This is a genomic window from Curtobacterium aurantiacum (assembly GCF_018598555.1).
GTDB classification, from domain to species: domain Bacteria; phylum Actinomycetota; class Actinomycetes; order Actinomycetales; family Microbacteriaceae; genus Curtobacterium; species Curtobacterium aurantiacum.
Window position 1 is genome coordinate 1 of the sequence record NZ_JAHEWN010000010.1, and the last position, 14,495, is coordinate 14,495.

A 14,495-nucleotide genomic window follows, 5' to 3' on the forward strand; every position below is an offset into this window, starting at 1 on the left:
GCCTCCAGTCGGGCACGGGGTTGCGGGTACGGCACGGTGCGGTGTTGGTCACCGGGTGCAGCGGTGACCGCCGGGTGCGCACTCGCATCGCAGCACCAGGCCGCCAGGCTCGCACCGAGTGGCGCACCGCGCACGGTGCGGGATCGCACAGACCGCGCACGGTGCGGACTGGAGGCGCGGCGCGGGGCCTGCCACGGGCCTCCAGTCGGGCACGGGGTTGCGGGTACGGCACGGTGCGGTGTTGGTCACCGGGTGCAGCGGTGACCGCCGGGTGAGCGCTCGCAGCGCAGCACCGGGCCGCCAGGCTCGCACCGAGTGACGCACCGCGCGCGGTGCGCGGGGCCGCGTGGACTACGCGGCGGGAGCTGCGCCGACCCAATCAGCCAGTTTGCGCGCACCGGCGCCCGAGTCGATCGCCTCGGCGGCGACGACGAGCTGTTCGCGGAAGCGCTGCAGGATGGGCCGGTCGGACTCGTTCGGGTCCTGCGCGAGCCGGAACGAGACGAGGCCGGCCGCGGCGTTCAGCAGGACGATGTCGCGGACGGGTCCGGTCTCCCCCGCGAGCACCCGGTGCACGACGGCGGCGTTGTGCTCGGGGTCGCCGCCGAGCAGGTCCTCGGTCCGCGCTCGGGCGATGCCGAGGTCCCGCGGGTCGAGGTCGTGTTCGGTCACGCGCCCCCCGGTGACCTCCCAGATGTGGCTGTGCCCGGTGGTGGTCAGCTCGTCCAGGCCGTCGTCCCCGCGGAACACGAGCGCCGTCGCGCCGCGCGTCTGGAACACGCCCGTGATGATCGGCACGAGGTCGAGCTGGGCGACGCCGACAGCGTTGGCCTCGCACCGTGCGGGGTTGACCAGCGGCCCGAGGAAGTTGAACACCGTCGGCACCCCGATCTCCCGGCGGACCGGGCCTGCGTGGGCGAAACCGGGGTGGAACGCGTTGGCGAACGCGAAGGTCAGCCCGACACGCCGGAAGGTGTCCGCGACACGCGCGGCGTCCATCGTGAGATCGAGTCCGAGGGCGGCGAGCACGTCGCTCGACCCGGACTTCGACGAGCTGGCCTTGTTGCCGTGCTTGACGACGGGGACCCCGGCTGCGGCGATCACGATGGCCGCCATCGTGGAGACGTTCACCGTGCCGACCACGTCGCCGCCCGTCCCGACGATGTCGAGCGCCATCGGGTCGACGTCGAGCGGGACGGCGGCGTCCAGGATCGCGTCGCGGAAGCCGACGACCTCGTCGACGGTCTCGCCCTTCGCGCGGAGGGTCACGGCGAAGGCGGCGATCTGCGCCTGGGTGGCTCGCCCGTGGACGATCTCCTCCATGGCCCATGTGGATTGCCTGATCGTCAGGTCCTCGCGCGCCATGAGCGCGCTGATCACCGCTGGCCAAGAAAGTGCATCAGGCATGGCTCGATCGTAGTGAATTCGAGAGACCCGCCAGTCTCCTGCGAAAACACTGTCGGGGGTTTCGGCCATAATGGTGGACGTGACTAGCACCTCTCTCTCCAGATCAGCCAGCGGTCCGGCCCTCAACAGGCCGAACGCCGTGGCCGTGGGGACGATCGTGTGGCTGGGCAGCGAGGTCATGTTCTTCGCCGGCCTGTTCGCGATCTACTTCACGCTCCGCAGCACGTCCCCTGAGCTCTGGGCGACCGAGACCGCGAAGCTCGAGGTGCCCTTCGCCTCCGTGAACACGATCATCCTGGTGCTGTCCAGCTTCGCCTGCCAGTTCGCGGTGTTCGCAGCGGAGCGCTTCCAGGTGCACCGGACGAGCTGGAACCCGCGCCACTGGGGCATGACGGAGTGGTTCTTCGTCACCTACGCGATGGGCGCGATCTTCGTGTGCGGCCAGATCTTCGAGTACGCCAACCTCTGGCACGAGGGCGTGACGCTCTCCTCCAGCGCGTACGGCTCGGCGTTCTACATGACCACCGGGTTCCACGGCCTGCACGTGACCGGCGGCCTCATCGCCTTCCTGCTGACGCTCGGCCGCGGTTTCGCCGCCAAGAACTTCGGCCACAAGGAAGCGACCACCGCCATCGTCGTGTCGTACTACTGGCACTTCGTCGACGTCGTGTGGATCTTCCTCTTCGCCGTCATCTACCTTCTCAAGTAGGAACTGGACACCCCCCAGCACATGTTCAACAGAACCAAGTCCAAGAAGGGCCGCCGTTCACCGATGGCGACCGTGTCGCTCATCGTCGTGGGTCTCATGACCACCGGTGGCGCGTACGCACTGTTCAGCTCCACGGCGAACGCCGACGACAGCACGAGCACCGTCGCCGCCTCGAGCCAGTCGCAGGTGAACGAGGGCGAGAAGCTCTTCGCATCGAACTGCGCCACCTGCCACGGTCTCTCCGCGCAGGGCACGAGCGAGGGCCCGTCCCTCATCGGTGTCGGCGCCGCGTCGGTCGACTTCCAGGTCGGCACCGGCCGCATGCCGATGGCGGCGCAGGGCCCGCAGGCCGAAGAGAAGCCCGCGCAGTTCACGGACGAGCAGGTCGACGCCCTGGCCCAGTACGTCGCCTCCCTCGGCCCCGGCCCGTCGGTCCCGTCCGCCGAGCTCACCAACGGTGAAGAAGGCGACGCCGCCGAAGGCGCCGAACTGTTCCGCATCAACTGCGCCATGTGCCACAACGTGGCCGGCGCTGGCGGTGCGCTGACGGAGGGCAAGTACGCCCCGAACCTCGAGACGGTCTCCGGCAAGCACATCTACGAGGCCATGCTCACCGGCCCGCAGAACATGCCGGTCTTCAACGACCTGAACCTGACGCCGGAGCAGAAGGCCGACATCATCACGTACCTGAAGTACGTGCAGGACAACAAGTCCCCCGGCGGCTTCGCACTCGGCTCCCTGGGGCCGGTCGCCGAGGGTCTGTTCATCTGGATCTTCGGACTCGGCGCGGTCGTCGCGATGACCGTCTGGCTGACCGCGAAGTCCAACTGATCGTCCGTGTCGAACGACACTGAAGGGAACACCATGGCAGAGCACGACGACGAGACGCTGAACTCGTCCTCGGCTGTCGAGAAGCACGGCACGACCACCTCCCCCGGGATCGCGGTCCTCCCCGCCGACCCGTTCGAGAACCCGGGCGAGCCGCCGCACCGCCCGCGTCGCACCGACGTCGACCCCAAGAAGCAGCGTCTGGCCGAGCGCCAGGTCGCCGCCTACTTCTACCTGTCGATCGTCGGCAGCGTCCTGTCGATCGCGGCGTACGTCGCCTTCCCGATCGACCCGAGCGACTTCGGGACGGTCCGCACCGCGAACCTCTTCCTGGGCCTGTCGATCGCCCTCGCGCTCCTCGCCCTCGGCCTCGGCGCCGTCTACTGGTCGAAGTCGCTCGTCGTCGATCGTGAGATCACCGAGCTCCGTCACGGCACCCGCGGCACCGACGAGACCCGCGCCAAGGCGGTCGAGGCGTTCCAGCTCGCCGACAAGGAGTCCGGCTTCAGCCGTCGCAAGCTGATCCGCAACTCGATGATCGGTGCCCTGGCCGCGTTCCCGCTCCCCGGCATCGTCCTGGTCCGTGACCTCGCTCCGGCCGAGGACCCCAACGAGCTGCTCCGTCACACCTTCTGGAAGCAGGGCCTGCGCCTGACGAAGGACCCGACGGGTCTGCCGATCAAGGCCTCCGACGTCACCATCGGGTCGGTGTTCCACGTCATCCCCGAGGGCATGCTCGAGTCCGAGCACATGCTGGAAGAGAAGGCGAAGGCCTCCGTCCTCCTGATGCGCCTGGACCCGAAGGACCTCAACCCGTCCAAGGGCCACGAGAACTGGGGCTACGACGGCATCGTCGCGTACTCCAAGATCTGCACCCACGTCGGCTGCCCCGTCGCGCTCTACGAACAGCAGACGCACCACCTGCTGTGCCCGTGCCACCAGTCCACCTTCGATGTCTCGAACAACTGCGAGGTCATCTTCGGTCCGGCAGCACGCCCCCTCCCCCAACTTCCGATCGCGATCGACGACGACGGCTACCTGGTTGCCCAGAGCGACTTCCACGAGCCGGTCGGACCGTCCTTCTGGGAGCGTGAACGCTGATGAGCAGCACCACCACCACCGCACCGAACACGTCGACGAACAAGCCGGCGCCGGAGCGCGGATCCCGCATCATCGGCGGGGTCGCCAACTACATCGACGAGCGCACCAGCATCTCGGGTCTCGTCAAGGAAGTCGGCCGCAAGATCTTCCCGGACCACTGGAGCTTCATGCTCGGCGAGGTGGCGCTGTACAGCTTCGTCGTCGTGCTGCTCTCCGGGACCTTCCTGACGTTCTTCTTCCAGGCGTCGATGACCGAGGTCGTCTACAACGGCTCGTACGTGCCACTCAAGGGCGTCGCGATGTCGACGGCCCTGCAGTCCACGCTCGACATCTCGTTCGACATCCGTGGCGGGCTCTTCGTCCGACAGATCCACCACTGGGCAGCCCTGCTGTTCGTGGCGTCGGTGATGCTGCACATGGCCCGCGTGTTCTTCACCGGTGCCTTCCGCAAGCCGCGTGAGCTCAACTGGGTCTTCGGATTCCTGCTCTGGGTCCTCGCCATGGCCGAGGGCTTCACCGGCTACTCGCTCCCCGACGACCTGCTCTCCGGCAACGGTCTCCGGATCATCGTCGGCATGATCGAGGGCGTCCCGGTCATCGGCGTCTGGATCGCCTACCTGCTCTTCGGTGGCGAGTTCCCCGGTACCGACATCGTCGGCCGCCTGTACACGCTGCACATCCTGCTGCTGCCGGCGATCCTCGTCGCTGTTCTGGGTGTCCACCTCGTCCTCGTCGTGATCAACAAGCACACGCAGTTCGCGGGTCCGGGCAAGACGAACGAGAACGTGGTCGGTGTCCCGATCCTCCCGGCGTTCGCCGCGAAGGCCGGTGGCTTCTTCTTCATCGTCGCGGGCATCCTCGCCCTCATCGCGTCGCTGTTCACGATCAACCCGATCTGGAACTACGGCCCGTACGACCCGTCCCCGGTGTCCGCCGGTACCCAGCCCGACTGGTACATCGGCTTCGCCGACGGTGCGCTCCGTCTGGTGCCGCCGCACTGGGAGGTCGTGTGGTTCGGCTACACGGTGTCGTTCAACATCCTCGTGCCGATCGCCGTCCTGGTCGCTCTCATCGTCGCCATCCTCATGTACCCGTTCCTCGAGTCGTGGGTGACCGGAGACAAGCGTGAGCACCACATCCTCGACCGCCCGCGCAACGCTCCGACGCGCACCGCGATCGGCGCCGCCGGCATCACGCTCTACCTGAGCCTGATGTTCGCCGCCTCGTCCGACATCATCGCGACGCACTTCATGGTGTCGATCGAACACGTGATCCACGTGATCCAGGCGACGACGGTCCTCGGCCCGTTCATCGCCTTCTGGATCACGAAGCGTGTCTGCCTCGCCCTCCAGAAGAAGGACCGCGAGATCGTCCTGCACGGCTACGAGTCGGGCCGTATCGTCCGACTCCCCCACGGCGAGTACATCGAGGTGCACGAGCAGCTCGACGAGTACGAGCGGTGGAAGCTGCTGCAGTTCAACGAGTACAAGCCGCTGATGATCCGCCCGAACGCCAAGGGCAAGATCACCGGTCTGCAGAAGGTCCGCGCTGGCGTCTCCCGCTTCTTCTTCGAGGACCGCATCGAGCCGGTCTCGAAGGCCGAGCTCGAGGCAGCGCACGCCGCGCACCACGGCCCGGACCTCGAGGGTAGCCACCAGGCACCCCAGGTCGGCCCCGGCGATCACTGACACTGCGACATTCCTCGGCAAGAAACAGGGAAACCCCTCGTCCACTTCGTGGGCGGGGGGTTTCCCCGTCTCGCCTCAACACGCCGCCCCCAGTTCACGGCTGGTTCACTCCGGCGTGCTGGACTCGTCCAGGACGGTGTGGCAACGTGTTGCACCACGCATCCGCCAACGGAATGAGACCCCGATGGACAGCCGGACGGCCGAACACCCCAGGCCGAACCACTTCCTGCTCCACCTCAGCGACACCCACCTCGTCTCCGGGGGTGGGAACCTGTACGGCGACGTCGACTCCGCCGCTCGCCTGACCGAGATCGTCGCCGACATCGAAGCTTCGGGCACGCGCCCGGAAGCGATCGTCGTCACCGGCGACGTCGCCGACAAGGGCGAGCCGGGTGCGTACGCCCGGGTGCGCGAGATCCTCGAGCCGGCCGCCGAGCGCATCGGTGCGCAGGTGATCTGGGCGATGGGGAACCACGACGAGCGCGGCGCCTTCCGCCAGGAGCTCTTCGGCCTGCAGCCCACCGATCGCCCGGTGGACTTCGTCTACGACGTCAACGGCCTGCGCGTGATCACCCTGGACACCAGCGTGCCCGGCCACCACCACGGTGAGGTCTCCCCCGAGCAGCTCGACTGGCTCGCCGAGGTCCTGTCCGAGGCGGCCCCGCACGGCACGATCCTCGCGATGCACCACCCGCCCGTGCCGAGCGTGCAGGACCTCACCGTCCTCGTCGAACTGCGCGACCAGCAGGCCCTGGCCGAGGTCGTCGAGGGCAGCGACGTCCTCGCCATCATCGCCGGGCACCTGCACTACTCGACCAGTGCGGTGTTCGCCGGCGTCCCGGTGTCCGTCGCCAGCGCCACCTGCTACACCCAGGACCTCACGGAGTACCAGGGCGGAACGCGTGGGCGGGACGGCGCGCAGTCGTTCAACCTCGTGCACGTCTACGGCCGCAACGTCGTCCACTCGGTGGTGCCGATCGGGCACTACGCGACCGTCGGGCAGCCGGTCTCGGCCGCCGAGACCGAGGCGAAGCTCGCGGCGCACGGTGTGACGATCCCCGCGGCGGTCGAGCCTGCTCCGGTCACCTCGAGCATCCCCGTGTTCACGCTGGACTCGGTGCCCGTCTCCCCCATCCACCGCTAGCGCCGCGCACTTCGAGTGCAGAAGAGGTCGGGTCCGTCATCCGGACCCGACCTCTTCTGCGCACCAAGCGGGACGGGTGTGTCCGGGGCGCGCACCGGGGCGGTGGACTACCCGCCGGACGGTCGGGAGGCCCGTGGCGGGGCCGACTCGCGCCTCCCGGCCGTCGAGGTGGTCGCGACACACCGCGGGTGCTGCGTCGCGTGGTCACGTTGTGTTGGTCGCGGGAGGCGGAGTCGGCGGTTTGCGACCGCTCGGCGTGGGGGTGGCGGTGTGTCGTGACCGGTGGAGCGGGCGGTGGAGCGTGCGGGTGCGTCTGAACCTCGTGGCTGGGTTCCGGCGCCGGGCTCGCAGGCTCGCCCGGAGCGCCCCAGCAGGCCGCTGGCGCGTCCTGAGCGCTGGGACGCTCCCAGCAGGCCGCTGGCGCGTCCTAGACGGTGGGGCGCTCCCACGGCGCGGGGAACGGGAAGTAGCGCTCGAGGAAGTCGGTAACGCGCTGCGTACGTTCCTCGTCGCTGACCTCCGGGAAGCTGCCGTCGTTGAGGCAGAAGAAGTCGGCGTTCCGCTTCTTCAGCAGCTCGTCGAGGGAGCGGAGCCCGGACTGCATCGTGGTGTCGATGTAGCGGACGTCGGCGGTCTCCTGCACGATCGCCCGACCGGTGAGGAGCGAGTAGTAGTGGTACAGCGAGTTCGTCACCGAGATGTTGTCCGCAGCACGGAAGCGCGAGGCTGCCGTCGACGCGAACTCGGCGGCGAACTCGTGCTCCATCTCGGTCATGATCGAGGCACGCAGTGGGGTCGGAGCGTGCTCGAGGTGCCGCGTCGTCACCGCGCCGAAGCGCTGCTGCAGCAGGCGACGGTTGACCCGGGCGGAGTTCTCGAAACCGCTGCGCGCCGGGTTGTTCGAACCGAGCCCGATGCGGGTGGTGGCGAGGATGAACTTCGTCACCGACCCCGGGCTGAAGAACATCGACGGGTCGGTCAGGCGCCCGAAGAACATGTCGTCGTTCGAGTAGATGAAGTGCTCGCTGATGCCCGGGATGTGGTGCAGCTGCGACTCGACGGCCTGCGAGTTGTGCGTCGGCAGGACGGACGGGTCGGCGAAGAACTCTTCGCTGCGGACGATCCGGACCTTCGGGTGCTCGGCGAGCCAGTGCGGCGCCGGGGAGTCCGTTGCGATGTAGATCTGACGGATCCACGGCGCGAAGGTGTGCACCGAACGGAGCGCGTACTTCAGTTCGTCGATCTGCCGGAACCGGGCGGGAGCGTCGTCGCCCTCACCCAGGACGGCGTTCGACTGCGCAGCCTGACGGGCCCGCTGGTACTCGACGGCGTTGCCGTCGACCCACGAGAAGACGATGTCGATCGGGAAGCGGATGTCCGAGACGTGGTCGTCGAACATGTGCTCGACGGTGCGCCAGGTTCGGCCGTACCGTTCGATGTCGACGAGCACGAACTCGTCGATCGGCAGGCTGCGGCGCATGAGGGCGTTCTCGACGGGAGCGAGGACCTCGGTGTCGGTGACCCGCCAGAACTCGAGCTGGACGCTCGTCTCAGCGCCGTAGCGCAGGCGTCCGAGGGGCTCGAGGCGGGGACGGAACACGCGCAGCACGGGTTCTTCGACGGAGCCGAGCCCGTCGTCCTGCACGAGCACGGCCGGCTTGCCCGGCGGCTTCGCGTAGAACGGCTCGTTGACGGCCGCGGACATCACGGCGCTCTCCGCACGCTGGCGGTCGCGCTCGTCGAGGGCGATCACCGGACGCTGGTCGTTGCCCCGGATGAGCAGGTGGTCGACATCAGCCGCGGTGAGCGCGTCGTCGAGGAACAGCAGGTCCTCGATCATCGACTGCTGCGGCGTGAGGTGTCCGTTGATCAGGGTCAGCCGCCCCTTGCGGACGACGACGTCGGATCGGTCGAGACCGCCGGAGGACGGTCGAGGGTTCAGCAGAGGACTCTCGGTCACCGGCTCGGTCTCGTCGTTCATCCATGCCCTTCGGGTCGTGCGGCCGGGTCCTGTACCCGACCTCCCGATCCTACCGTCCGCCCGCGCCCGACGGTGCTCGCAGGCGCGACGGCCGTGCGGGAGCGCTGCAGCAGGCCGGTCAGGAGGCCCGGGGTGCGTCCGTCTCGCGGGGCACCTTCACGACGATGCCCACCACGATGAACAGCGCGGCGGCCACCAGCTGCAGTCCCGCCCACACCTGGCCCGGGATCGGGACGGTGACGAGGGGATTCCAGCAGACCGCCACGGCCGCCATCAGGAGTGCGGCCCACCAGGTCCGGCCGCGGATCGCGAACACGAGCACGATCAGCGCGAGCACGGTGACACCCCAGCGCGCGAAGACGAAGCCCGACGAGTCGACGATGGCGACGCACGACAGCAGCACGATCGCCGCGATCAGCGACGGCGCCAGTGCCGGACGGGTGAACGGCGGTGTCTCGCGGGCACGGTCGGCCGGTGCGGCGGCGGCGGCCGGTCGTGGCGACCCCGCGGGCACGCCGTGCTGGGACGACCCCACCGGGGGCCGTCCCTTGCGAGCGGCCATCAGTTTGCGGAGCCGTCGAGGTCGATCGCCTGGATCGACCGCGACATCGGCGGCAGGTCGCGGACACGCTCGAGCGCCGGGACCAGTTCACCGACCAGTGCGCGGTAGCCCTCTTCGGTCAGGTGCAGGCCGTCCTCGGTGAAGCGGTCGTCCAGGTGGTCGCCGTCGGCCAGGGCGGGCCAGGCGTCGAGGTACTGCGCGTGGCAGGTGGCGACGAACTGGCGGAGGTGCCGGTTGGCCTGCTCGATCTTCGCGGCGTACTCGGCCTGCCGCGGCAGGATCGAGACGAGCAGGAGGCGGACGCCCGGCAGCTCACGGCGGAGCGTGACCAGGATGGTCTCCACGTTCCGGACGACGTGCTCGGCGCTCGCCCGGTGGTTGCCGAAGTCGTTCGTGCCGATGAGCAACACGATCACCTCGGGCTGCTCGGCGACCACGGCGTCGAGGCGCGTCAGCACGCCGTCGGTCGTGTCGCCGCCGATGCCCTGGTTCAGGGTCTGCTCGTCGGGGAGCCAGGTGTCCCAGTCGCCCTGTTCGGTGATGCTGTCCCCCAGGAAGAGGACGGGGCTGCGGTCGTCGGTCATGCTGCCTCCTCGTGCGCCGGCTCGGGGGTCCCGGTCTGCTGCGTGCGGTTGCGCTGCGTGGACTCGGTGTGGTCGGACTCCCGCTCGGCGGCGGCGGTGATGCGCTCGACCATACCGGGGAAGATGATCCCGTGGAACGGCAGGATGCCGTACCAGTACAGCCGACCGGCGAGTCCCTGCGGGAAGTAGATCGCCCGCTGGTGGTAGTCGCTGCCGCCGTCGGGGTTCGGTGTGACCGTCATCTCGAGCCAGGCGCGACCGGGTGACTTGAACTCGGCGCGGAGCCGCAGGTAGCGACCGCGCTCCAGGCGTTCGACGCGCCACCAGTCGAGGGCGTCGCCCTGCTCGAGCCGCTGCTGGTCACGGCGACCGCGGTTCAGGCCGACACCGCCGGCGATCTTGTCCATCCAGCCGCGGGCGACCCAGGCGAGCGGGAACGAGTACCAGCCGTTCTCGCCGCCGATCGACTCGATGACACGCCAGACGTCCTCGGCGGAGGCGTTGGAGTGCCGCTTCCGGTCGTCGACGTACACGGTGTGGCCCGCCCAGTCCGGATCGTTCGGCATCGGGTCCGCCGAGGCGCTCGAGAGCGTCGCGCTGCGCCAGCTCGTCTGCACCTGCCCGCTCCGCATCTTGTTCAGGGCGAGCCGGACGGCCCGGCGGTACGAGGTGAGCCCGCCCTCGGGCTGCGGCACCACGTCGTCGATGTCGTGCTCGCGCTGGACGCACTCGAACTGCAGCGACTCGATGATCGGGGTCGCGAGCTTGCGCGGGATCGGCGTGACGGCGTTGAACCAGTGCGCGGCGAGGCGCGGGGTGAGCACGGGCAGGACCGTGATCGGGCGCTGCGGGAGCTTCGCCTCGACCGCGTACCCGTTCAGCATCTGGCCGTAGCGCAGGACGTCGGGGCCGCCGATGTCGAAGGTGCGGTTGACGTCGGTGGGGACGTCGAGCGCGGCCACCAGGTAGTACAGGACGTCGCGGACCGCGATCGGCTGGATGCGGTTGCGGACCCAGCGGGGAGCGGGCATCCACGGCAGGACGTCGGTGAGGTGCCGGATCATCTCGAAGGAGGTGCTGCCCGAGCCGATGACGACCCCGGCCTGGTACGCCACGGTCGGCACACCGGAACCGATCAGGATGTCCCCCACCTCCTTGCGGCTGCGGAGGTGCTTGGAGAGGTCGCCGTCCGGGTGCAGCCCGCCCAGGTAGACGAACCGGCCCACACCCGCCGCCTTCGCCTCGCGTGCGATGGTCTGCGCGGCCTCGCGCTCGGCCGACTCGAAGTCGCCGTCGGCGCCCATCGCGTGCGCCAGGTAGTAGACCGCCTCGACCCCGTCGACGGCGCCGCGCACCGCATCGGCGTCCTGGAGGTCGCCTTCCGCGACGTCGACGTCGCTGCTCCAGGGGACGTCCTGGAGCTTCCGGGGGTTGCGGACGAACACGCGCACTGAGTGGCCGGCTTCGAGGAGACGAGGGACGAGACGACCACCGATGTAGCCGGTGGCGCCGGTGACGAGGACCTGCATGCCCTGCACGCTACGCGGCACGCCTGACGGGTAGGCTTGCCGGGTGGACAACGCAGCCTTCCCCGTCACCGCCGATGCCGTCCGCGGCCTCATCGACCACGCGATCCTGAAGCCCGAACTCACCCGCGCGGACGTCGACGCCCAGCTCGACGAAGCCGCCGCGTACCGCGTCTTCAGCGTCTGCGTCCGTCCGAGTGACGTCGCCCACGCCGTCGAGCGTCTCCACGGCACCGGCGTCGGCGTCGGGACCGTGATCGGCTTCCCGCACGGCACCACCTCGACCGCGGCCAAGGTCGCCGAGTCGCTGCAGGCCCTGGCCGACGGTGCGTTCGAGCTCGACATGGTGCAGAACATCGGCGCCGCGAAGTCCGGCGACTGGGAGCGCGTCGAGCAGGACGTCCGTGCGGTCGTCGACGCCGCCGGCGACACCGTCGTCAAGGTGATCCTCGAGACCGCGTTCCTGACCGACGACGAGATCGTCGCCGCATCGCGCGCGGCACAGACCGCCGGTGCCGCGTTCGTGAAGACCTCGACCGGGTTCGCCGGCGGCGGTGCGACGGCCGAGCACATCGCCCTGATGCGTCGCACGGTCGGCGCCGACACCGGCGTGAAGGCCTCCGGCGGCGTCCGCGGCCTCGACACCCTGCTCGAGATGGTCGAGGCGGGCGCGGACCGCATCGGCACGAGTGCCTCGGCTCGCATCCTCGACGACGTCGCGCACCGCGCCGAGACCGGCGCCGCGTCGACGCTCGGTGACGACACCTCGTCCTACTGAACCGACGCGACCGGGCCGACTCGGCCGGTCGAGACGACCGGACGACCGGGCCGAACCGGTCCGGCGAACCCGACCCGGCTGCACCACAGCCACCAGCCCACCCAGCAGCACCCACCACGACCAGGCCGGCGCCCACCGGACGCGACGACGCGTCGGTGACCCGCACCGGGCCTCCAGACCGCCGCATCGGAGCGCGCATGTCCAGCACCGCACCCCAGTCCCCCGCCCTCGCCCTGGCCGTCGACCTCGGCGGCACGAAGGTCGAGGCCGCACTCGTCACCGACCAGGGTGCCGTGCTCCCCGCGACCCGTTTCCGCAGTCCCACCGGACCGCAGCGCACGTCGGACGAGTTGCAGGCCGCCGTCGACGAGGTCGTCACGGCCGCGCTCGGCGCGCTGCCGGCCGACGCGACGCTCGTCGGTGTCGGGATCGGCTCGGCCGGACCGGTCGACGAGGAGCACGGCCTGGTCTCCCCGCTCAACATGCCGGTGTGGCGCGGCCACCCGCTGCGCGATCGGGTCGCGGCACTCGTGCCCGAGGGTGTCCCGGTGACGCTCCGCATGGACGGCCTGGCGATCACGCTCGCCGAGCACTGGGTCGGCGCGGCCCAGGGGTACGACCACGTGATGGGCATGATCGTCTCGACCGGTGTCGGTGGCGGGCTCATCCTGCACGGCCGCACCGTCAGCGGACCGACGGGCAACGCCGGGCACATCGGCCACGTCGAGTGCGGTGGCTACGACGACCCCTGCGCCTGCGGCGGCACCGGTTGCCTCGAGGCGATCGCCAGCGGCCCGAAGACCGTGGCCTGGGCGCGTCGCCAGGGCTTCGCGGGCACCACCGGCGAGGAGCTGTCCGCCGCGTACGCCGCCGGGGACGAGATCGCCGTCGCCGCTGTCCAGCGGAGCGGTCGGGCGCTCGGACAGGCGATCGCCGCCGCGACGAGCCTGGTCGACCTCGAGATCGTCGCCATCGGCGGCGGGTTCTCGCACGTCACCCCGGACCTGTTCGAGTACGCCCGGCAGGCCGTGGCGGAGCGCGTCGAGTTCGGGTTCGTCACGAAGGTGCAGATCGTCCCGACCGGGCTGTCGCAGGACGGTCCGCTCATCGGTGCCGCGGCGCTCGTGCACCGCGCTGACGTCCTGCGCTGAGCTTCCTGCGCTGAGCGCGCTGCGCTCCGTCTGGTCATCCGCCCCGCCCGCGGGTCCGTGCGTTGTCGACGCGGCCCATGCCGTGGTGGCGACCGGTTGACGGCCTGGAGGCGCGGTGCGGGCCCGCCACGAGCCTCCCGGCCCGTCCGTGGCTTGTCCACAGGCCTGTCGATGGCGTCCGCAGGTCGGGCAGGATGTGCGGGTGCCCCGCCCGCGACTGCTGACCAGTGACGACTGGCCGGAGCCCGAGTTGCGTGCGGCGGCCCTGGCCGGCGAGCTGGTCGCGGTCGGTCCCTGCTGGGCCTCCCCTGCCGAACCGCAGACGCCGTCGTTGCGCGCCGCCGCTGCCGCGTGGGTCCTCCGGGACGCGCGCCTGATCGCCTGCACGCTGACCGCCGCGTGGATCTGGGGTGCGGTGTCCCGGCCGCCCGCGCCGCTCGAGGCGTGCATCCCGCCGCAGGTCCGGGTCCACGTCGGGCCGGACGTCCGCCTGCGGGAGGTCCGGATCGACGCCGACGACGCCGTCGAGCTCTCGCGGCTGCGGGTCACACTGCCGGCGCGGACCGCGGTCGACCTGCTGCGGACGCCGGGCCCCTCGGCCGGTGCGTTCGGGGAGGCCGAGGCGACGGCCGTACACGGGCTGCTCGCGATCGGGGCGGTCACGGCTGCCGAGCTGCAGGCGCGCCTGACGTCCCTCGGGACGATCCCCATGGTGCGGCAGGCCGAGCGGCGGTTGTGGGGGCTGTCGGGGCTGCAGGGGCTGCAGGGGCTGCAGAACGGGGCTGGGGGCGCTGCCCGCTAGTGCGTCGAGCGGGCGTTCGCCGAGTGGTCACAACACCCCGCTCACGTTCGCCGAGTGGTCGCGGACCGTCGGTTCGCAGGGCCGCAGCCGACGGTCCGTGACCGGTCGACGGTGCCCGTGCGACGTGTCGTGACCGGTCGACGGGCGGGAGGCACGGGGCGGGGCTGCCACGGGCCTCCGGTCCGGCGCGTGCGCGCGGTCAGGACACCCCGCTCGCGTCCGCCGAGTGGTCAC

Annotated in this window: 13 protein-coding genes; 8 read left to right on the forward strand and 5 right to left on the reverse strand. The window is 70.2% G+C overall.

The features are described from left to right. Positions 1 to 351: 351 nt before the first annotated feature. Positions 352 to 1,407, reverse strand: a complete 1,056-nt coding sequence (gene trpD, locus KK087_RS10150) for an anthranilate phosphoribosyltransferase (RefSeq protein WP_110891652.1) — start codon at positions 1,405 to 1,407, stop codon at positions 352 to 354. A gap of 70 nt (positions 1,408 to 1,477) precedes the next feature. On the opposite strand from trpD, the gene ctaE reads away from it, so the two are divergent. From ctaE to KK087_RS10175, 5 genes are all read left to right on the forward strand, one after another. Beyond that, entirely contained in the window at positions 1,478 to 2,116 is a 639-nt protein-coding gene (gene ctaE / locus KK087_RS10155; RefSeq protein WP_214530312.1) for an aa3-type cytochrome oxidase subunit III, read from the forward strand. Positions 2,117 to 2,137: 21 nt separating this feature from the next. Next, positions 2,138 to 2,947: a cytochrome bc1 complex diheme cytochrome c subunit gene (gene qcrC / locus KK087_RS10160; RefSeq protein WP_214530313.1), complete on the forward strand. Its 810-nt coding sequence runs from the start codon at positions 2,138 to 2,140 to the stop codon at positions 2,945 to 2,947. Between the two features lie 33 nt (positions 2,948 to 2,980). Continuing rightward, positions 2,981 to 4,045 (forward strand): cytochrome bc1 complex Rieske iron-sulfur subunit, encoded by a 1,065-nt coding sequence (gene qcrA, locus KK087_RS10165; RefSeq protein WP_214530314.1) that lies wholly within the window; start codon positions 2,981 to 2,983, stop codon positions 4,043 to 4,045. Further along, the gene (gene qcrB / locus KK087_RS10170) at positions 4,045 to 5,733 is read left to right on the forward strand and encodes a cytochrome bc1 complex cytochrome b subunit (protein ID WP_214565023.1); all 1,689 of its coding nucleotides are present in this window, start codon (positions 4,045 to 4,047) and stop codon (positions 5,731 to 5,733) included. Before qcrA ends, qcrB begins: the two co-directional genes overlap by 1 nt. Before the next feature lie 184 nt (positions 5,734 to 5,917). Further along, positions 5,918 to 6,877, forward strand: coding sequence for a phosphodiesterase (locus KK087_RS10175; RefSeq protein WP_214565024.1), 960 nt, complete (start codon positions 5,918 to 5,920; stop codon positions 6,875 to 6,877). A 427-nt stretch (positions 6,878 to 7,304) separates the two neighbouring features. On the opposite strand, the gene KK087_RS10180 is transcribed toward KK087_RS10175, so the two are convergent. From KK087_RS10180 to KK087_RS10195, 4 genes are all read right to left on the reverse strand, one after another. Next, complete coding sequence (locus KK087_RS10180) at positions 7,305 to 8,858, reverse strand: stealth family protein (RefSeq protein ID WP_214565025.1); 1,554 nt, start codon at positions 8,856 to 8,858, stop codon at positions 7,305 to 7,307. A 118-nt stretch (positions 8,859 to 8,976) separates the two neighbouring features. Further along, entirely contained in the window at positions 8,977 to 9,420 is a 444-nt protein-coding gene (locus KK087_RS10185) for a DUF6804 family protein (RefSeq protein ID WP_214565026.1), read from the reverse strand. Further along, positions 9,420 to 10,004 (reverse strand): GDSL-type esterase/lipase family protein, encoded by a 585-nt coding sequence (locus KK087_RS10190; protein WP_214565027.1) that lies wholly within the window; start codon positions 10,002 to 10,004, stop codon positions 9,420 to 9,422. Before KK087_RS10190 ends, KK087_RS10185 begins: the two co-directional genes overlap by 1 nt. Continuing rightward, on the reverse strand, positions 10,001 to 11,533 hold the full coding sequence (locus KK087_RS10195) for an SDR family oxidoreductase (protein WP_250900998.1): 1,533 nt from the start codon (positions 11,531 to 11,533) through the stop codon (positions 10,001 to 10,003). The genes KK087_RS10190 and KK087_RS10195 overlap by 4 nt, the downstream gene beginning before the upstream one ends. Positions 11,534 to 11,576: 43 nt before the next feature. On the opposite strand from KK087_RS10195, the gene deoC reads away from it, so the two are divergent. The 3 genes from deoC to KK087_RS10210 all read left to right on the forward strand — a co-directional run bounded on the left by deoC (position 11,577) and on the right by KK087_RS10210 (position 14,261). After that, positions 11,577 to 12,308 carry a deoxyribose-phosphate aldolase gene (gene deoC, locus KK087_RS10200; RefSeq protein ID WP_214530320.1) on the forward strand — a complete coding sequence of 244 codons (732 nt, stop codon included), beginning with the start codon at positions 11,577 to 11,579 and terminating at the stop codon, positions 12,306 to 12,308. A gap of 197 nt (positions 12,309 to 12,505) precedes the next feature. Next, complete coding sequence (locus tag KK087_RS10205) at positions 12,506 to 13,459, forward strand: ROK family protein (protein ID WP_214565028.1); 954 nt, start codon at positions 12,506 to 12,508, stop codon at positions 13,457 to 13,459. Between the two features lie 202 nt (positions 13,460 to 13,661). Continuing rightward, positions 13,662 to 14,261, forward strand: a complete 600-nt coding sequence (locus tag KK087_RS10210) for a type IV toxin-antitoxin system AbiEi family antitoxin (protein WP_214530322.1) — start codon at positions 13,662 to 13,664, stop codon at positions 14,259 to 14,261. Positions 14,262 to 14,495 lie beyond the last annotated feature (234 nt).